The 18,070-nt window shown below is 55.3% G+C and carries 17 protein-coding genes; 11 read left to right on the top strand and 6 right to left on the bottom strand.

Annotated elements, in window-relative coordinates; translation table 11 throughout:
- Nucleotides 1–165: 165 nt before the first annotated feature.
- Together ACI48J_RS23030 and purU are read left to right on the top strand one after the other, a co-directional pair.
- Complete coding sequence (locus ACI48J_RS23030) at nucleotides 166–1,293, top strand: deoxyribonuclease IV (RefSeq protein ID WP_405080385.1); 1,128 nt, start codon at nucleotides 166–168, stop codon at nucleotides 1,291–1,293.
- 81 nt (nucleotides 1,294–1,374) lie between these two features.
- The gene (purU, locus tag ACI48J_RS23025) at nucleotides 1,375–2,262 is read left to right on the top strand and encodes a formyltetrahydrofolate deformylase (RefSeq protein WP_405080384.1); all 888 of its coding nucleotides are present in this window, start codon (nucleotides 1,375–1,377) and stop codon (nucleotides 2,260–2,262) included.
- A 122-nt stretch (nucleotides 2,263–2,384) separates the two neighbouring features.
- Here purU and ACI48J_RS23020 read toward each other — a convergent pair whose 3' ends face one another.
- On the bottom strand, nucleotides 2,385–2,846 hold the full coding sequence (locus ACI48J_RS23020) for a hypothetical protein (RefSeq protein WP_405080383.1): 462 nt from the start codon (nucleotides 2,844–2,846) through the stop codon (nucleotides 2,385–2,387).
- Nucleotides 2,847–2,996: 150 nt separating this feature from the next.
- Here ACI48J_RS23020 and tkt point away from each other — a divergent pair, with 150 nt between their 5' ends.
- Nucleotides 2,997–5,018 carry a transketolase gene (tkt, locus tag ACI48J_RS23015; protein ID WP_405080382.1) on the top strand — a complete coding sequence of 674 codons (2,022 nt, stop codon included), beginning with the start codon at nucleotides 2,997–2,999 and terminating at the stop codon, nucleotides 5,016–5,018.
- Between the two features lie 79 nt (nucleotides 5,019–5,097).
- Nucleotides 5,098–5,415 carry a pyrimidine/purine nucleoside phosphorylase gene (locus ACI48J_RS23010; RefSeq protein WP_405080381.1) on the top strand — a complete coding sequence of 106 codons (318 nt, stop codon included), beginning with the start codon at nucleotides 5,098–5,100 and terminating at the stop codon, nucleotides 5,413–5,415.
- An 807-nt stretch (nucleotides 5,416–6,222) separates the two neighbouring features.
- Here ACI48J_RS23010 and ACI48J_RS23005 read toward each other — a convergent pair.
- On the bottom strand, nucleotides 6,223–7,122 hold the full coding sequence (locus ACI48J_RS23005) for an NAD(P)-dependent oxidoreductase (RefSeq protein WP_326054042.1): 900 nt from the start codon (nucleotides 7,120–7,122) through the stop codon (nucleotides 6,223–6,225).
- Between the two features lie 361 nt (nucleotides 7,123–7,483).
- Here ACI48J_RS23005 and ACI48J_RS23000 point away from each other — a divergent pair, with 361 nt between their 5' ends.
- The 3 genes from ACI48J_RS23000 (at nucleotide 7,484) to ACI48J_RS22990 (ending at nucleotide 10,350) form a co-directional block, all read left to right on the top strand.
- Complete coding sequence (locus ACI48J_RS23000; protein WP_326054043.1) at nucleotides 7,484–8,839, top strand: glucose-6-phosphate isomerase; 1,356 nt, start codon at nucleotides 7,484–7,486, stop codon at nucleotides 8,837–8,839.
- Nucleotides 8,840–9,035: 196 nt separating this feature from the next.
- Nucleotides 9,036–9,674, top strand: a complete 639-nt coding sequence (locus tag ACI48J_RS22995; RefSeq protein ID WP_326054045.1) for a YigZ family protein — start codon at nucleotides 9,036–9,038, stop codon at nucleotides 9,672–9,674.
- Between the two features lie 34 nt (nucleotides 9,675–9,708).
- Entirely contained in the window at nucleotides 9,709–10,350 is a 642-nt protein-coding gene (locus ACI48J_RS22990; protein ID WP_326054047.1) for a TetR/AcrR family transcriptional regulator, read from the top strand.
- Here ACI48J_RS22990 and ACI48J_RS22985 read toward each other — a convergent pair.
- Nucleotides 10,331–10,732: a secondary thiamine-phosphate synthase enzyme YjbQ gene (locus ACI48J_RS22985; RefSeq protein WP_405080380.1), complete on the bottom strand. Its 402-nt coding sequence runs from the start codon at nucleotides 10,730–10,732 to the stop codon at nucleotides 10,331–10,333. The two genes, ACI48J_RS22990 and ACI48J_RS22985, sit on opposite strands and share 20 nt — an antisense overlap.
- A gap of 202 nt (nucleotides 10,733–10,934) precedes the next feature.
- Between ACI48J_RS22985 and ACI48J_RS22980 the strand changes: the two genes are divergently transcribed.
- From ACI48J_RS22980 to ACI48J_RS22970, 3 genes are all read left to right on the top strand, one after another.
- Complete coding sequence (locus ACI48J_RS22980; protein ID WP_009672213.1) at nucleotides 10,935–11,159, top strand: DUF1128 domain-containing protein; 225 nt, start codon at nucleotides 10,935–10,937, stop codon at nucleotides 11,157–11,159.
- 243 nt (nucleotides 11,160–11,402) lie between these two features.
- Nucleotides 11,403–11,693: a hypothetical protein gene (locus ACI48J_RS22975; RefSeq protein ID WP_326054049.1), complete on the top strand. Its 291-nt coding sequence runs from the start codon at nucleotides 11,403–11,405 to the stop codon at nucleotides 11,691–11,693.
- Between the two features lie 159 nt (nucleotides 11,694–11,852).
- A complete protein-coding gene (locus ACI48J_RS22970; RefSeq protein WP_405080379.1) occupies nucleotides 11,853–12,542 on the top strand; it encodes a hypothetical protein in 690 nt (229 codons plus the stop codon).
- 90 nt (nucleotides 12,543–12,632) lie between these two features.
- On the opposite strand, the gene ACI48J_RS22965 is transcribed toward ACI48J_RS22970, so the two are convergent.
- Together ACI48J_RS22965 and ACI48J_RS22960 are read right to left on the bottom strand one after the other, a co-directional pair.
- A complete protein-coding gene (locus ACI48J_RS22965; protein ID WP_405080378.1) occupies nucleotides 12,633–12,923 on the bottom strand; it encodes an alpha/beta-type small acid-soluble spore protein in 291 nt (96 codons plus the stop codon).
- A 281-nt stretch (nucleotides 12,924–13,204) separates the two neighbouring features.
- Nucleotides 13,205–14,221 carry a glycosyltransferase family 2 protein gene (locus tag ACI48J_RS22960; protein WP_405080377.1) on the bottom strand — a complete coding sequence of 339 codons (1,017 nt, stop codon included), beginning with the start codon at nucleotides 14,219–14,221 and terminating at the stop codon, nucleotides 13,205–13,207.
- Nucleotides 14,222–14,477: 256 nt separating this feature from the next.
- On the opposite strand from ACI48J_RS22960, the gene ACI48J_RS22955 reads away from it, so the two are divergent.
- Nucleotides 14,478–15,977: a catalase gene (locus ACI48J_RS22955; RefSeq protein WP_405080376.1), complete on the top strand. Its 1,500-nt coding sequence runs from the start codon at nucleotides 14,478–14,480 to the stop codon at nucleotides 15,975–15,977.
- A gap of 420 nt (nucleotides 15,978–16,397) precedes the next feature.
- Here ACI48J_RS22955 and ACI48J_RS22950 read toward each other — a convergent pair whose 3' ends face one another.
- On the bottom strand, nucleotides 16,398–17,930 hold the full coding sequence (locus tag ACI48J_RS22950) for a sensor histidine kinase (protein WP_405080375.1): 1,533 nt from the start codon (nucleotides 17,928–17,930) through the stop codon (nucleotides 16,398–16,400).
- Nucleotides 17,931–18,070: the final 140 nt, after the last annotated feature.

Here is an 18,070-nt window from a genome sequence, read left to right as displayed (position 1 = left end):
ACAGGGAGTTGTTCAAAACTCGTCACCTCGGAATCTATTATTCCCGCGCTGGGCCAGGTTTAAGCACTGGATCACTCTTGAAATTATACCTTATTTCTGGCTTTCTTGCGACATTGCCTGTAAAATAGGGGGAAAAGATTTTACTAAGCAAGGAGCCTAATCCCTATGATTAAAATCGGTTCACACGTTTCATTTTCCGACAAAGGTTTGCTGAATGCGGCCCGGGAAGCTGTCTCGTACGGCTCCGGCACATTCATGATCTATACGGGTGCACCTCAGAATACACGGCGCAAGCCTATTGAAACGCAATATATCGAAGAGGGCCGGGAAGTCATGCAGGAGCACGGGATCGGCGAAATCGTCGTTCATGCCCCTTACATCATCAACCTGGGTTCCTACAAAGACAACACGTACGAGCTGGCGGTCCAATTCCTGCAGGATGAAATCCGCCGCACGGACTATCTGGGTGTGAAAAATATCGTGCTTCATCCCGGCGCGTTTACGGACAAGGATGCGGAGTACGGCCTCGCCCGCATTTCGGAAGGGCTTAACGAAGTCCTCGCGGGCGTCAAGGACACGGGCGTGCATATCGCCCTGGAAACCATGGCGGGCAAAGGCACCGAGATGGGCCGCAGCTTCGAGGAGCTGGCGCGGATTATCGACAAGGTCGAAGACAACGGCCGCCTGACGGTATGCCTCGATACCTGCCACATCCACGATGCAGGGTATGATGTCGTAGGCGACCTGGACGGCGTGCTGGACCAGTTCGACCGCGTGGTCGGTCTGGATCGCATCGGGGTCGTCCACCTTAACGACAGCAAAAATCCGCGTGGCGCGTCCAAAGACCGCCATGCTCCGGTCGGAGCGGGCTGGATCGGCTTCGAAGCGATGAACCGCGTCGTCCATCACGAGAAGCTGCTCGGCCTGCCGATGATCCTGGAGACTCCGTGGATCGGGAAGGACCCGAAAACCCAGCGTCCGATGTACGAAGCGGAAATCGCACTGCTCAGCGGAACCGTCCTGGAACGGTTCGGCGAATCCTTCGCGGAAGACGTGGAGCGGCTGGCTTTCTTTTTCGAGAAGAAAGAAGTCGATTCGCGCGGCTTCGTCCTGCAAACCTGGGAGCTGCTCAAAACCGACGCGAAAGCCAAAAAAGCGGACGGACGCGAACCGATGGAGCGCTTGTACGACATGATCGCGGAAGAGCGTCTGTTCCCCGAGCTGTCCGAAGAGCAGATCAATCAGCGTCTGACGGCATGGTTTGCCGGCAAAGATCTGCTTAAATCTTTGTAAGTGACCGGTTAACGCCGTTAACATCACCGGCTCGGACCGATAGGTGATTATTTTACAGGTACAAAGGAGAATCCAGTAGAGATGGCAGCAGCAAAAACGTCCGGCGCAGCCGGCAAACAAAACCGCGGCAGAATGCTCATTTCCTGCCCGGACCGGCCTGGAATCGTGGCCGCGGTATCCAAATTTTTGTCCGAATACGGGGCGAACATCGTCCAGTCGGACCAGTACACCATGGATCCGGAAGGCGGCATGTTCTTTATCCGGATCGAATTTGACTTAACCGACCTCGAGCAGCGCAAGCCGCAGCTTGAGGCCGATTTTGCCGGAGTGGCGGCCGAGTTCTCCATGGACTGGAGCCTGTCGCTGGCCAGTCAGAGAAAATGCCTGGCGATCTTCGTGTCCAAGGAAGATCACTGTCTGCTTGAGCTGCTGTGGCACTGGCGCGCCGGGGATCTTGACGCGGATATCGCCATGGTCGTCAGCAACCATCCGGATATGGCGCCGCTCGTCGAGCCGTTCGGTATTCCGTACCACCATATTCCGGTAACTCCGGATACGAAAGCCGAGGTGGAGAAGCGCCATCTGGAGCTGCTCGAAGGCCAGGTGGATCTGATCATCCTTGCCCGGTACATGCAGATTATTCCGGCTTCTTTTATCAAGCATTACCAGAACCGGATCATTAATATTCATCATTCCTTCCTTCCGGCTTTCGTCGGAGGCAAACCTTACGCGCAGGCTCACGGGCGGGGAGTTAAGCTGATCGGGGCGACCGCGCATTACGTGACCGAAGAACTGGATGGAGGTCCGATCATCGAGCAGGACGTGCAGCGCGTCAGCCATCGCGACAATGTCGACGATTTGAAGCGCATCGGCCGCCATATCGAGCGGATCGTCTTGGCAAGGGCCGTTTCCTGGCATACGGAAGACCGCATCCTCGTTCATCAGAACAAAACGGTCGTATTCAGCTAGAGCCGAAGCCGTGAAGCGATATCGTACCGGGGCTTATCCAGAAAGAAATCCGAAGAGGCTTCTCTGCCGCTTCGGATTTTATTAAAGGAGCATTCCCCTGGACTATGTCGCTTTAAAGCGGTTCATTCCTTTTTGGAGGCTTGCAGAGCTTTGGTGCCTAAGGCGGCGAGTATTACGCCGTAAAGAAGGTGACCCGCGATCCACCAGATCATGGCGCTTACATCCGAAAGGACGGGTGTTTTCGCCGATACGGCTAATTGGGTAAGAGGTACGAACAAGGGGATGGGCGAGATACCGAGCAGGATCCCCGGCAGCCACGGTTTTCCCGTACGTCCGAGCAGAATCGCGTACAAGAAACCGATAAGGACCGAAACGGACAGATGAAGGGTCAGTTCGAACCATTCAGGCTGATCGCTCCCAAGACCCGGGATAAAGTCGACATTGAGCAGCAGCGTATACACGCGGGAACCTGCAAAGATTTCCACGGCTTTAAAAAGCAGAGCGAGTGCGACCCCGGGCACCAGCCCGAAAACAAAGCCCCGCAGGAAAAGCATGTTTCCGTTTTCAAAAAAAGGGCGGCTCATCCGCTTTTCACTCTCCTTGTCACCAGGCGGGCGCTAACACCAGGGACTGACATTGCGGTTTCGGATTTTAGCTTTATAATGGAACTAAAGCTTAAATATTGGTGAGAATAACAACAGTATAACACGAGACCATTCATAGGAGGATACACCATGTCTGCAAGCAATACGCCTATTCAGCAACTTGCCGTCCACACGATCCGTACACTCGGAATCGACGCTATCGAGAAAGCCAAGTCCGGCCACCCCGGCATCGTAATGGGAGCCGCGCCTATGGCTTATACGCTGTTCGCGCATCAAATGACCCATAACCCGGCCAACCCGACATGGATCAACCGCGACCGCTTTGTCCTGTCCGCAGGCCACGGCTCCATGCTGCTTTACGCGATTCTGCACCTGACGGGCTACGATCTTCCGATGGAAGAAATCAAAAACTTCCGCCAGTGGGGCAGCCTGACTCCGGGACATCCCGAGTTTGGCCACACGGCGGGTGTAGACGCGACAACCGGTCCGCTCGGACAAGGTATCGGCATGGCCGTGGGTATGGCGATGGCCGAAGCTCATCTGGCAGGCCTGTACAACCGTGAAGGCTACCCGGTTATCGATCACTATACATACGCCATCTGCGGAGACGGCGATATGATGGAAGGCGTGTCTTCCGAGGCCGTTTCTCTGGCCGCAACCCTTAAGCTGGGCAAGCTGATCATGATGTACGACTCCAACGACATTTCGCTCGACGGCGATCTGCACGTTTCCTTTACCGAAAATGTTCAAAAACGTTTCGAAGCATACGGCTGGCAGGTGCTCCGCGTAGAAGAGCAGAACGACCTGGAAGCCCTCAACCGTGCGGTTGAAGAGGCAAAAGCCGACACCACCCGTCCGACTCTGATCGAAGTCAAAACGACGATCGGCTACGGCAGCCCGAACAAAGGCGGCAAAGGCGGACATGCCGGACCGCACGGTTCCCCGCTCGGTCTGGAAGAAACCAAACTGACGAAGGAATTCTACAAGTGGAACTACGAAGAAGATTTCTATGTTCCTGAAGAAGTCCGCGAGCATTATGCGGCGGTTAAAGAAAAAGGTATCCAGGCCGAGCAGGCATGGAGGAAGCTGTTCGACGACTACCGCAAAGCTTTCCCGGAACTCGCCGCGCAGTTTGAACTGGGCGAAAGCGGCAAGCTTCCGGAAGGCTGGGACCGCGATCTGCCGGTTTACACGCCGGAAGACAAGGCTCTGGCAACGCGCGCCGCTTCCGGTAACGCGCTGAACGCCGTAGCGAAGAACGTTCCGTTCTTCTTCGGGGGTTCCGCCGACCTGGCAAGCTCCAACAATACGGAGATCAAGAACGCTCCGATCTTCAACGCGGAAAATTACGCGGGCCGCAACATCTGGTTCGGCGTACGCGAATTCGGAATGGGCACCGCCCTGAACGGAATTTCCCTGCACGGCGGTCTCCGCGTATACGGCGGCACGTTCTTCGTGTTCTCCGACTACCTGCGTCCGTCGATCCGCCTGGCTGCCCTGATGAAGCAGCCGGTGATCTACGTCTTCACGCACGACAGCATCGGCGTAGGCGAAGATGGCCCGACTCACGAGCCGGTCGAGCAGCTTGCGGCTCTTCGCGTCATTCCGGGCATGACCGTTCTCCGTCCTGCGGACGGCAACGAAACGAGCGAAGCTTGGCGTTACGTGATGGAGCACAACGACGGACCGTACGCGCTCATTCTGACTCGTCAAAACCTGCCGCAGCTCGAAGGCTCCGCCAAATATGCGCGCGAAAACTTCTCCAAAGGCGCTTACGTCGTATCCGACGCGCCTAACGGCAAGCCAGACGCGCTTATCCTTGCGACGGGCTCGGAAGTTCAGCACGGTGTGGCCGCTCAGAAGCTGCTCGCCGAAGAAGGCATCCAAGTCCGCGTTGTCAGCATGCCGAGCTGGGAGCTGTTCGAGAAACAGTCCCAGGAGTACAAGGATTCCGTCCTGCTTCCGGATGTCAAAAAGCGTCTCGGCGTAGAGATGGCTTATCCGCTCGGATGGGAGCGTTATGTAGGCGACGAGGGTTCTATCCTCGGAATCAGCACGTTCGGCGCTTCGGCTCCGGGCGATCTGCTCATCAAGGAATTCGGATTTACGGCAGAGAATGTCGCCAAGCGCGTCAAAGAACTGCTTAAATAAATAAAGGAATGCCATCCGGACGACCGCTTCCACAGGGTCGTCCTTATGTGCAGGCGCCAATCACGAGGGGGAGAACAGGTTGTCGAATTTCGAAGGAGTTACCGTAGTCAAGAAAGCGAACGTTTATTTTGAGGGGAAAGTGACCAGCCGTGCCGTTCTGTTCGCGGATGGCACGAAGAAGACGCTGGGCATCATGCTTCCGGGAGAGTATGAATTCGGTACGGACTCCAAAGAGATCATGGAAATCCTGGCCGGCGACCTGAGCGTTCTCCTTCCGGGGGAATCCGATTGGACGGAGATCCAGGGTGAAGGGCAGTTTACCGTCCCGGCTAACGCCAAATTCAAGCTGAAAGTCCGGACCGTCACGGACTACTGCTGCTCCTACATCGAGGAATAGGTTTTCGGCTGCGGCTGCGGGCCAGTACGCCTGCGGGTATACGCAGCAGCAGGTACATGCGGTGCGGGCGGGCAGTACCGCAACAGCAGGCATGTGCGACAGAAGATATACGCGACAGCAGGTACACGAAACTGCGGCATTACGTGACCGAGTTACACGCGGCGGCAGGTACACGAAACTGTGGGCAGTACGCCTGCGGGTATACGCAGCAGCAGGTACACGTAACTGCGGGCAGTACACGACCGAGATACACGCAACAGCAGGTCCAAGAGCGGATAGTACGGACCGAGATACACGCGACCGAGATACACGCAAAAGCGGTACACGAGGCAGCAGGTTGCACGAAACTGCGGGCAGCACGTGACCGAGGTACACGCCGCAGGTGGTACACGCAGCCCATACGCAGCGTAATACACCACAGCAGGCAATAGAAAGGCCCTTCCGAACGCTGCGTTCGGAAGGGCCTTTCTTTGCCATGCGGAGCTCTCCGCAGGCGGTGTTTGGCTTTGCATGACGGCGTGGTCCACCGAAGCCCGGGTTGCAGGGGCGTGTGCCTCCTGCGGATCTCGCGAGCGAACGCAAGCGGAGCGGCGAGCTTACTCCGCCTATGCCAGCATGTTTTACACGGTAGGCGGCAGTATGCGATAAACGCCGATAGAATCGCATGCGATGCCGATGCTATTAATAGGACGAACGCCGCGTATTCAACGGTTGCGAGTCCCTATACGGCGGATAAATCACGAGGCAAGCGGAGATGCAAGCCCAGTCAGCGGTTACACTGGTACCCGCCAGTTTCAAGGGCGCGCTTTACTGCCCGCCCTTTTTCTCTACCCGCTCATTCATCCATTCCTCGTAGCACTGGATGGCGGCGGCCAGGTCTTCCTCGCCTAGACCTTTGCTCAGGCCCATCTGGAAGACGGTGGTGGCTGCATGCAGCATGGGAGCGGGCAATTGGAATTTGCCTGTCAGGTCCGACGCCAGCAGCAGATCCTTCAGCATCAGCTTCAGTGAGAACTGGTTGCTGAAATCGCGCTCGAGGATCTTCGGGCCTTTGAGCTCGGCCTGCTTGCTGTTCCCGGAACCCGCCTGCACGATCTGCAGGAACTGCTCGGGGGCCAGGCCCGCTTTCGTCGCGATCGAGAGGCCTTCCATCAGGCCGATCGCATTGATGCCCACAATCGTGTTGTGGGCCAGCTTCGTATAGGAGCCGGAACCGGACGGCCCCATGTAAAGCACCTTGCTGCCGAGATCGCTCAGCAGCGCGTGCTGGGCGTCGAACACGGGGCGGTCTCCGCCGACCATGAACACGAGCGTCGCCGCTTCGGCAGCGGGCTTGCTTCCCGTGACGGGCGCGTCCAGGAAGTACGCGCCGCGGTTGCCCAGATCGGCGTGAAGACGCTGGCTGAGGGCCGGGGAGACGGTGCTCGAATCAATCACGGTAAGGCCTTCGCCTGCCTTCTCCAGAACCCCGTTCTCGCCGTAGAAAACGCTCTCGATGGCGGAATCGTTGCTCAGCATCGTGAACAGAACCTCGGCCCCGGAGACGGCTTCCGCAGGGGTCGCGGCCAGCGAAGCGCCCGCCCGGACAAGCTCCGCCGTTTTATCGGCACTGCGGTTGTATACGGTGACCGCATACCCTTTTCGGAGCAGATTCAGGGCCATCGGAGCGCCCATGGTGCCTAATCCGATAAATCCGATTTGTTTCATCACTAATCACCTCGTTTAGAGTCACGCCAGACACGATAATTTCACTTGCAGTTTGTCCGGAAAGCTTTTATAGTAAGGAATCAATGCATGCGAAGCCGATGGGCCGGGTGTTTTCGGAGAATAAATCCGCCGCCCTGGCAATACTACCGGAGGGCTGTCCCGCAGGCCCCGCCCGCACGTATCCGTTCTATGAAGCCATCCCCGCAAGCGATCGGGTGAAGGTACGGCACTAGGCGTTTTTCCTATTGTAGCACGTTTTGCGGAGAGGCAGCATGCCTTGGGCGCGCGACTTGCGGACAGCGGCACAGAAGCGGTATGCTAGAGGAAAGAACCAAGTAAAAGAACCGAGGAGGAGAGAAAGTTGACCCAGAAGCTGCAATTTGATTACAGCAAGGCGCTTGACTTCGTTGCCCAGCACGAAATTGATTACCTGGCCGGGCCGATCCGTACCGCACACGACCAACTGCATAACGGAACCGGAGCCGGTAGTGATTATTTAGGGTGGATCGATCTTCCGGTCGCTTACGACAAAGAAGAGTTCGGCAGAATCCAGAAGGCGGCGAAACAAATTCAATCCGATTCCGAGGCGCTTGTCGTGATCGGCATCGGCGGCTCCTACCTGGGAGCCCGCGCGGCGATTGAAATGCTGTCCCATTCTTTCTATAACCTGCTTGATAAAGACAAGCGTAAAACTCCGGCGGTGTACTTCGTCGGCCAGAATATCAGTTCTACATACGTAACGCACCTTCTGCAGCTGCTGGAAGGCAAAGACTTCTCCGTAAACGTCATTTCCAAATCCGGAACGACGACGGAGCCGGCGATTGCTTTCCGTATTTTCCGTGAGCTGCTGGAGAAAAAATACGGCAAAGAAGCCGCGCGCAAGCGCATCTACGCTACAACCGACCGCGAGAAGGGCGCTCTTAAGCAGCTTGCCAACGGCGAAGGCTACGAGTCCTTCGTGATCCCGGACGACGTGGGCGGACGCTACTCCGTGCTGACGGCCGTAGGCCTCCTGCCGATTGCCGTTGCCGGCATCGACATCGAAGAAATGATGCGGGGCGCAGCCGACGCGCGCGAAGCTTTCTCCAGCCCCGAGCTGAGCGAGAACGCGAGCTACCAGTATGCGGCTGTCCGCAACGCTCTTTACCGCAAAGGCAAAACCACGGAGATTCTCGTGAACTACGAGCCTTCTCTGCATTATGTATCGGAGTGGTGGAAGCAGCTTTACGGCGAGAGCGAAGGCAAAGACAACAAAGGGATTTTCCCGGCTGCCGTCGATTTTACGACAGACCTTCACTCCATGGGCCAATTCATTCAGGAAGGCAGCCGCAACCTGTTTGAAACGGTTCTGTACGTAGACCAGTCCGCAGAGGAGATCGTCATCGGAACCGATGAAGAGAACCTGGACGGGCTTAACTTCCTGAGCGGCAAGACGATGGATTTCGTGAACAAAAAAGCGTTCCAGGGCACTATGCTGGCTCACACGGACGGAGGGGTACCTAACCTGATCGTGACCCTGCCTGACACTTCGGCTCACACGTTCGGTTATATGGTCTACTTCTTCGAAAAAGCATGCGGCATCAGCGGCTACCTCCTCGGAGTGAATCCGTTCGACCAGCCGGGTGTGGAAGCCTACAAGAAAAACATGTTTGCGCTTCTCGGCAAACCCGGTTACGAAGAAGACAAAGCAAAATTGGAAGCCCGTCTGAACGACTAGTTTCGTCTAGACAGAACCCGTATCGGGCTCTGTGAGCGGGTTTTGAACCAAAACAGGCCTTTTCCTGCGGGAATAGGTCTGTTTTTTATTGGAAATAATGTTAGAACTAAATTAACTATTGTACTAATATTCTGATTTGTGTAAAATGATATGAAACAGAAGGCGCACTAGTTAAGAAATGGAATGAAGAAGCGACATGATAGCATCCTACAGAACGGTACAAAAGCATGGAGCCGATGAAATTATCATCAAGCGTTCCCGGTTTATCGGGCAGGCGATGCAGGTTTCGTCCGAGGAGGAAGCGCTTGCTTTTATTGCCGGCGTGAAGAAAGAACACTCGATGGCGACCCACAACTGCTCCGCTTACATGATCGGAGAACGCAACGAGATTCAGAAACAGTCGGATGACGGGGAACCGAGCGGCACAGCCGGCAAGCCGATTCTCGAAGTGATCCGGAATATGGATCTCAAGAACGTGGCCGTAGTCGTTACCCGGTATTTCGGCGGTATTATGCTGGGAGCCGGCGGGCTGATCAGAGCCTACACGGATGGCGCCGTCGCGGGAATACAGGCCGCGGTGCCCGTTTACAAAGTAAGTCATCAGGAACTGCTCGCTGAAATCGATTATACTTGGCTGGGTAAAGTGGAGAACGAGCTGCGGAACCGCAACATGCGGATGGGCGATACGGAATTTACCGACAAGGTTATCCTCCGGTGCTACCCCTTATCTGCCGAGGCGGATTCTTTTGCCGACTGGTTTACCGATTTGACCCAAGGTCAAGGAAACATCATACGCGGCGAACATACATATATCGAACATAGCGAGCTACCCTAACAATTTCATACACCACCGAAGCGGAGGGATTCTTATGGCGAGGAAGGCAGTCGCTCAGGAACTTAGCAGAGAGCGGATTCTTGAAGAGGCCAGGGAGTTATTCGTAACTCGCGGTTATCGCGCTTTAACGATGCGAAGCATCGCTAAAGCAATGGGTTACAGCCATGGCGCGTTATACTATCATTTTAGAGAAAAAGCAGAGCTGTTTAATGCACTCATACTGGAGGATTTCGGCATACTCCTGCAGCGGCAGCGGCAAATCATCGTTGAATCCGCTGTTCTCGGGGTTCCCCTGCTGCAGAAACTGATGATGGAGTTTATCCGGTTCGGGTTGGAGAACCCGCATCATTACGAAATCATGTTTATGATCCGGGACGAGGAGCTGCGCCAGTACTCGAGGACCGAGCAGGCGAAATGTTTCGATCTGTTTGCCACGGTCGTGCGCCAGGTTATTTCGGGAATGCCGGACAAGGAAGATCAGGAATACCGGCTCCCTTGGAATTTGTTCATGTCCATGCACGGATTCATCTCGTATTCCATTCACTACGGCCAGACGTACGAGCTGGTAGAACAGCTCGCCGAAGAGCATGTACAGCTGCTGTGCAGCAATATGGTCTCTACGGCGGCCCGTTCCGAGTCTTCCAAAGTCAGTCTGGTCAATCACGAATCAGCTTAACGGTAAACGTACGGCTGCGGGGCCCGTCAAATTCGCAGAAGTAGATTCCCTGCCAGCGGCCCAGCTGAAGGCGGCCTCCGCGGATAAATACGGTTTGCGAGGCTCCGACGGTCATGGCTTTCAGATGAGCGGCCGTATTGCCTTCCGCATGACGGTCGCGCGGATGCTCCCAGGGAAATACTTCATCCAGGCGCATGAGTACGTCTCTTTTTACATCGGGATCGGCATTTTCATTGATCGTAATTCCTGCCGTCGTATGAGGGCAGTATACAATGGCGGTGCCGTCTTCCAGACTGCTTTCCTGAACCAGCCTAGCCACGATGTCTGTAATTTCAACCATTTCGTCCCGTCTGCGGGTAATAAGATCGTAGGTATGCAGCATAAGCGAATTTCCTCCTTGCGGCTTTTGTAACCGGCGTGCAATGAGGATCTGAGGCCTAGGAAGCCGGACAGGCTGGGTATCCTCTTGTATGCGCGGCAGGTCAAGCCAGACTTGGATCAGATTCTATCGTAACGGACGGGATTTCCGGTGTCAAAACGTGGTACAATGAAAGCATAACCGGATAACGAGAGGATGAAACGCATTGGATTTGGCGGTATGGTCGGAACGGAACGTAGAGTATATGTTCGACGAAATCAAAACCAAACTGAGAATGGCGACAGGCGGATCTATTAAAGCGTCCAACTTTAGCCAGGAACAATATGAAGATCTTAAGGATTTGTACGATCTGGTGATGAGCAAGCCCAATTTCAGCATTAGCGAAATTGACGCGATCACAACGGAACTGGGCAAGCTCCGCAAGGCCTGAAGCCTGCTTGCTTACCCTTTTGCGAAAAGCCTTTCTGCATGAAGATGAATTCTTCCGGCAGGGGGGCTTTTTTCTATGAAAAAAAGACACTTTCCTTCTGCTTGCGATCAATTGCACTCACTTGAAAAGAATACCTTGACCCAATAAAACAGGGAGAAGGGACAGCTATCCAATCGGGCCGCTATCTGGCCGCATATGATGTAAGGTAGCATGCATGATTTGCTGAAAAGGGAGGTATACGGTATGAGTTCAACACTTCGTAATGACGCGTCCAAACTAGTCGGGCAGAACATCGTGGCCGTCCGCAAGGATGGTTCCATGGTCAGAGGCAAACTGGTACGTATTCAAGGTAACGAGCTGATTCTCGAGCCTCAAGAGGGAACCGCTCAAACAAAAGCGTTCGTTCCTCTCGTCTTGTTCGACCTGCTTGCCATCGGCACATCCCCGTTTGTCAACGGATTCGGTTACGGCGGCGGTTTCGGAGGCGGATTCGGTTACGGCGGCGGTTTCGGCGGCCCCGGATTTTTCTGGTAAAGAGCGAGACAGTACAACAGGTTCCGGCTACGGGACCTGTTTTTTTATTTGCGGGCGGGCTTGACCAAACACTAAAGGTCCGGCTCCGGAATAGTCTGGTGTGTATAAGGCGGCGGGATGCGCTGCGTTTCTTGAAACAAGCGGAAAGAGGGGAAGAAGATGGGCGGAGGAAAGAGCGAGTTCGACTATGAAAAAGAGTGGGAACGGAAATTCGGATTTCGTTCCGGAGAGATTCCTTCGTTTTCCTCCATTTTCGGAGGCGGGGAGACTTTATTTACCGAGCTGTCCAAACGGATTTCAGAAGACCCGGAAAACACGGCGTGGCTGGACCAATGGCTGGATAAGCTTCTCCGGGAGGCAATGCCGGGCTACCGGATTCCGGAGTGGATGGGGAGCGATTGGGAAAACGAACCGGCCGGGGGTCCGGCGGGCCAGAGCGCGCAGGGAGACACTCCGCCGCGCGGCGGGGAGAAACGCCGGGCGGGCGGAGATCAGCCTGCCGCCGCCCAGCTTCCCGCGGCCAATCCTTTTTCCGGACGAAAGCCGGTTAAAGGCCTCGCTGCGGGAAGCAAGAAGCGGCAAACCGTCAAGGTTAAGGCGGCGGAGCAGCCTTTTGCCTACTCGATAACCGAGGGCGGGGGCAGGCTGACGGTTATCGTGCAGCAGCCTTCGGGGATACGCCCGGGAGAGATTGAACTGGCGGCGTACAGGTCGAGCATCCGCCTTAGCGGCAGCCGGATCGGCGGGAAGCAGATTATCCGCCTGTTCAGGCCTATCCGGCCGGGTTCATGCCGGATGACCCGTGAAAACGGCTCTCTGGTCATCCGGGCCGATTTGGCCCGCCGGTGACGGACGGAGCCGCGGATTTATGCTCCGCCGCGCAGAGCGGCTCGGCGGGCAGTCAGCCTTGCGGGCGGCGGACCGCCCGGCGTGCCGGTATTACTTCGGCCCGCTGCGCTCCGCGAGCTGCTTCTGCGCCATCCGGACAAGCTCCCGCACCATGCGGCCGCCGATTTCGCCGCCGATTTTACCGGCATCCTCGGTGCGGAGCTGACCGTTGTTGCCCGGCTCCAGAGGCACTCCAAGGGTGCGGGCGACTTCGTATTTAACCAGGTTCGGCTGATCGTCGGACACGTTGTAGCCCGCGTCCCTCATAACCTGGCCCTTGAACTTATCCAGGCTGCGTTCGCTTCCGGGAACAGCGGCTCTGCGGCTTCGTCTTCTTGCCATGCTATCACCTCCTGCGGTTAGGATGCCCAAGAGTTCCCGGAGTATCAAGGGGTCGGCGGTATCCGGTCCGGCAAAATAGTCATAAGCCCCGGAGCCTGAGGCAGTCCGTATAGAAAAACACCGTGCGCAGTAAGCACACGGTGTGATGACAAGACTATGGGCATAAGGCTCGCAGCGCAGAGGTAAGCCTCGTGCTGAAGCCGGACGTCAGGATATCCCGTCCCGGGACTTCCGGCAAAAGGCGGATGCATAATTTCACGGAAAGCCGGTTCCCGTCCAAACTAACGCCTTGCTCGTTCCGCCCCTACCGGAATCCGGTCAAAGTCTGCCGGGTCTGCATAGTCCTGGTGCGCCGGGATTGACTTTTCGATGAGATACAAGGGCCGCTGCTTGACCTCCCGGTAGATTTTGCCGATATATTCTCCGATCAGCCCCAGGGCAAGAAGCTGCACCCCGCCGATAAACCAGACGGATAAAATAAGAGAAGTCCAACCGGAAGCCGTCGTTCCCCATAATTTAGAAATGATGGCGTAAGCGCCGGCGAACACGCTGAAGATGGAAAGCAGAAATCCCGTGATCGTCACCATGCGGATCGGTTTGACACTGAAGGACGTAATCCCGTCCAGTGCAAAAGACAGCATTTTGCGCAGCGGATACTTCGATTCCCCGGCAAAACGTTCTTTCCTCTCGTACATGACCTCGGCCGTACGCAGTCCCAGTAGCGGGACAATCCCTCTCAGAAACACATTGACTTCCTTATAGCGGGACAAATAATCCAGCGCGCGTTTGCTCATAAGCCGGTAATCCGCATGATTGTTCTTAATCTGGACGCCCAGACGTAGCATTAATTTATAGAAGGATTCGGCGGTCGTTTTTTTGAACCAGGTGTCGGTCGTCCGGTCGCTGCGGATTCCATAAACGATCTCAGCCCCCTCCAGATACTTAAGTACAAATTCGCGTATCGCGTCCGTATCGTCCTGCAGGTCCGCATCGATGGAAATGACGATGTCCGATGTATGCCGCGCCGTCATCAAACCTGCAAGCAGGGCATTCTGATGGCCCGCGTTCCGTGCGAGCTTAACGCCTGTTACATAGTCATGGGAACGGCTGTATTGATCGATAAGCTCCCAGGTCCGGTCCTTGCTGCCGTCATCGACCAGCAGCATCACACTTTCTTTTGCGACAAGCTTTTCTTGGATGAGGCGGTCCAGAACCGCGCTTAACCGGCTTACCGTTTCCGGGAGAACTTCTTCTTCGTTATAGCAAGGCACCACGATTGTTAAAATAGGGCTCGACATCCTGCAAAATCTTCCTTTCTTATCCTGGACTGGACATTGCTGCTTCCCACCGGATTATTCTTATTGTAAACAAGCACGGTCGGTTAAAGCAATTGCCTCCTCGTCAGAATTTGTAAAAATCAGGCGATTTTATTTTATATTAAAATGATTATAATTTTATAGTGATTCTATTGACGAAGACAAGAAGACGATGCTATACTACCGTCATGACATTGATAATCATTTTCAGATAATAATAATTATAAAGAGGTGCAGAATGAATCCACATCGTCCTTATCTCACAACGAATCAAGGCGCGCCCGTTGCCGACAACCAGAATTCGAAGACAGCCGGTACCCACGGTCCGACGCTGCTCGAAGATTATCACCTTTTGGAGAAGCTGGCACATTTTGACCGTGAACGTATTCCGGAGCGTGTCGTGCATGCGCGGGGTGCGGGGGCGTTTGGAGTATTCCGGCCTTATGCGAGCATGAGCGAGTATACCAAGGCAGCTTTTCTGCAGGACCCTTCCGTCGAAACGAAAGTGCTTGTCCGCTTCTCGACGGTTATTCATCCGAGTGGATCCCCGGAGACGCTTCGTGATCCGCGCGGCTTTGCCGTTAAGTTCTACACGTCCGAAGGAAATTATGACCTGGTCGGCAACAATTTGCCCGTATTCTTTATCCGCGATGCGCTGAAATTCCCGGACATGGTTCACTCGCTGAAGCCGGCTCCGCATACAAATGTTCAAACGCCAAATCACTTGTGGGATTTCATGTCGCTTTCTCCCGAATCGACCCACATGCTGACCTGGGTATTCTCCGACCGCGGAACTCCCGCCAACTACCGGGAAATGGACGGATTCGGGGTGCACGCCTTCAAATGGGTAAACGCAGAAGGCAAGGCCGTTTACGTCAAATACACCTGGAAATCGCTGCAAGGTGTACGCTCCTTAAGCCGCAAAGAAGCGGAGGAGCAAGGAGGCCGCGACCACAATCACGCGACGCGCGATTTGTATGACGCTATCGAGGCGGGCAATTATCCGGAATGGGAGCTGAATGTACAGATGCTGGAACCGGAGCGTTTGGATCAGTTCAGCTTCGATCCCCTCGATCCGACGAAGGAGTGGCCGGAAGACCTTGTTCCGTTCGTTAAAGTAGGACGAATGACCTTGAACGAGAATCCTAAAAATTTCTTCGCCGAAGTCGAGCAGTCGGCTTTTGCGCCTAGCGTGCTTGTGCCGGGGATCGAACCCTCCGAAGACAAACTTCTGCAGGGCCGTCTGTTCTCCTACCCCGATACACAGCGCCACCGGTTGGGACCGAACTACATGCAGATTCCGGTAAACTGCCCTTATGCGCCGGTGCGCAATTATCAGCGGGACGGTCAAATGGCGGTTCGCCAGGACCATTCGGCGATCAATTACGAGCCGAATTCCTACGACCATTCGCCGAAAGAAGCGGGAAGCGCCTATGCGGAAAGCGAGAAGCCGCTGACGGGTTCTACTACACGCCGCAAAATCGAGAAAACGGACGATTTCACGCAGGCAGGCGAGCGTTACCGCCGGTTTACGCCGGAAGAACGCGCTAACCTGATCGGCAACCTCGTGAACGACCTCAAACAAACGGACATGCAAATCCAGCTTCGCGCCGTCTGCAATTTCTTCCGTGCCGATGTGGAATACGGGACACGGCTTGCGGAAGGGCTCGGAATCGATCTCAGCGGTTTTATTCCGCAGGGAGCGGGTTCCGGTTCCGGACAAATGCCTCCGCGTTAATTGTCACGGGTAAGGGCCTGGGAAACGCAGCACGGCAGTGTTCTTCTCCATCAGGTTAAGCGGCCCGCCGCCATGCAGGAGGAATTCCCCCCTTCCCGCATGGTGTCATGGCGCCGGCTTTCGCGGATGGTTGAAGGGCACCGGCCGTCCTATCGTTTCCGGCGCGAGGTTTTTAAGATAGATGGCCCTGTGGTTCATCGGCTAAAGCAAGGATGCCATAGCCGTATCTTCAAGGGCCGGAACCAAGAAAGCCTTCTTTCCGACAAGGAAAGAAGGCTTTTTTCTATGGGATCTGCCGGGCTTGAGGCTCCATTGCTTCACCGGCATCATGGGCGCGTGGTTATCGGCCGGGCTTCGTGATGCAGTCCGATGCGCCGGCTTTGACGCAGCCTTCCCGGTCTCCAGGAAGGGTCCGGGCGGTCAGAGCGATGATCGGCTGCTTCCCTCCGAAAGCGGAGAGGAGAGAGGCGTAAGCCGGGGAAGCTTGGCGTCGTCCACGAGCTGCCGAAGTTCCTGCTCCTGACCGCTCAAGCTGCTGGAAGGAAGGAGGAGGGTAAACGTGCTGCCGGTTCCCTCTTCGCTGGTCAGCCGGATTTCTCCGCCCAGCAGCCGGGCAAACTGGCGCGAAATAGAAAGGCCGAGTCCGGTTCCGCCGAATTTGCGGCTGGTCGTGCCGTCCGCCTGGTAGAAGGCTTCGAAGATCTGCTCCCGCTTGTCCGCCCGGATGCCGATGCCGGTATCCCGGATGGCGGCGGCGGGATGCTGAACGCCTTTGGCGTCCATTTCAACGTAAAAGGTAAGCGTAACTCCGCCCCGCTGGGTAAATTTGAACGCGTTGGACAACAGATTTTTCAAAATCTGCTGAAGCCGCTGTTCGTCCGTATGAATGATGTCGGGAACGCCGGTTGAACGGATGTGAAAGTACAGGCCCTTCTGGGCGGCAACGGGTTCGAACGTGCGGGTCATCGCTTCGACGACTTCGCTGACGTTCACTTCTCCCGGCATGATGGACATATGTCCCGCTTCGATTTTGGACAAATCCAGAATATCGTTAATCAGCGTAAGCAGATCCTCGCCGGAGCTGTGAATAATCCCGGCAAATTCAATCTCTTCATCCGAAAGCGTCCCGTTCTGATTTTCGGCCAGGAACTGGGACAGAATCAGCATGCTGTTCAGCGGGGTCCGGAGCTCGTGAGACATGTTCGCCAGAAATTCGGATTTGTAGCGGGAAGCGGCCACCAGCTCTTCGTTTTTCACTTCCAGCTCGTCGTGAATCCGCTGCAGCTCCGCGGTTCTTTCTTCAGCGAGCCGGAACTGTTCGGCCAATTCCCGATTGGTCTTGTTCAGCGCTTCCCGCCGGAGAAAATCCGCTTTGAAATCGTGCAGGATAAACGTAAAGAAAAAGCTGAAAAACAGGCCCGCCGTACCGGACAGCGGAGCAAGCTCGATCAGATACGTAGCGACCGGATATACCCCGAGAATCGCGATGTCCGTCACGTTGAACAGATTTACGATGAGAATTAGCAGCAAAATCCGGACGGTCTGACGCAGAGAGGTGCGTTTGAGCAGCTCGCTGGTCAGCGCGGTTATGACGCCGAGGATGACCATATTGCCAAAGCCCGCCCAAGCGGCGTGATTCAAGCCGAACGATAAGCGCGCCAGTCCGATTCCGATTCCGATGAGCATAATGTGGGAGGGACGCGACAGGAACAGGGGAGCCGCCAGGATAGGAACGAATCTTAAATCGAAGATGACCGACGGGGTCAGCCGGGCTCCGTATATCATGGAGAGCCAGCCCGCCGCTATCGAAAGCAGGATGTACAGCACCTTCATCCAGTTGACGGGGACCCGGTACAAAACATATTTATAAGCCAGACTGCCTAAATAAGTAAATGTGAGCAAGGTGCTTATATTGGCAAAAAACGATTTGAAATAGTCCCCTAAATTTTCCATTTATTTTCCTTTCCCATTCCGAAAGCCCTTCAACCCAGCTCCAATTAGATGTTCTTTCCTAGTATACCAAAGTTATCGGCATCCCATCGGCACAAAAAAAGACCCCCAAGGGGTCTTTAGGCATATCGGCGGGCGATACG

It is taken from the genome of Paenibacillus chitinolyticus (genome assembly GCF_045038035.1).
GTDB classification, from domain to species: domain Bacteria; phylum Bacillota; class Bacilli; order Paenibacillales; family NBRC-103111; genus Paenibacillus_F; species Paenibacillus_F chitinolyticus_A.
This window is presented reverse-complemented; position numbering and strand designations above follow the sequence as displayed.

Coding starts and splice junctions, on each gene's coding strand:
- ACI48J_RS23030 (WP_405080385.1), top strand. CDS start 166: ATGATTAAAATCGGTTCACACGTTTCATTTTCCGACAAAGGTTTGCTG.
- purU (WP_405080384.1), top strand. CDS start 1,375: ATGGCAGCAGCAAAAACGTCCGGCGCAGCCGGCAAACAAAACCGCGGC.
- ACI48J_RS23020 (WP_405080383.1), bottom strand. CDS start 2,846: ATGAGCCGCCCTTTTTTTGAAAACGGAAACATGCTTTTCCTGCGGGGC.
- tkt (WP_405080382.1), top strand. CDS start 2,997: ATGTCTGCAAGCAATACGCCTATTCAGCAACTTGCCGTCCACACGATC.
- ACI48J_RS23005 (WP_326054042.1), bottom strand. CDS start 7,122: ATGAAACAAATCGGATTTATCGGATTAGGCACCATGGGCGCTCCGATG.
- ACI48J_RS22995 (WP_326054045.1), top strand. CDS start 9,036: ATGATAGCATCCTACAGAACGGTACAAAAGCATGGAGCCGATGAAATT.
- ACI48J_RS22990 (WP_326054047.1), top strand. CDS start 9,709: ATGGCGAGGAAGGCAGTCGCTCAGGAACTTAGCAGAGAGCGGATTCTT.
- ACI48J_RS22985 (WP_405080380.1), bottom strand. CDS start 10,732: ATGCTGCATACCTACGATCTTATTACCCGCAGACGGGACGAAATGGTT.
- ACI48J_RS22975 (WP_326054049.1), top strand. CDS start 11,403: ATGAGTTCAACACTTCGTAATGACGCGTCCAAACTAGTCGGGCAGAAC.
- ACI48J_RS22970 (WP_405080379.1), top strand. CDS start 11,853: ATGGGCGGAGGAAAGAGCGAGTTCGACTATGAAAAAGAGTGGGAACGG.
- ACI48J_RS22965 (WP_405080378.1), bottom strand. CDS start 12,923: ATGGCAAGAAGACGAAGCCGCAGAGCCGCTGTTCCCGGAAGCGAACGC.
- ACI48J_RS22960 (WP_405080377.1), bottom strand. CDS start 14,221: ATGTCGAGCCCTATTTTAACAATCGTGGTGCCTTGCTATAACGAAGAA.
- ACI48J_RS22955 (WP_405080376.1), top strand. CDS start 14,478: ATGAATCCACATCGTCCTTATCTCACAACGAATCAAGGCGCGCCCGTT.
- ACI48J_RS22950 (WP_405080375.1), bottom strand. CDS start 17,930: ATGGAAAATTTAGGGGACTATTTCAAATCGTTTTTTGCCAATATAAGC.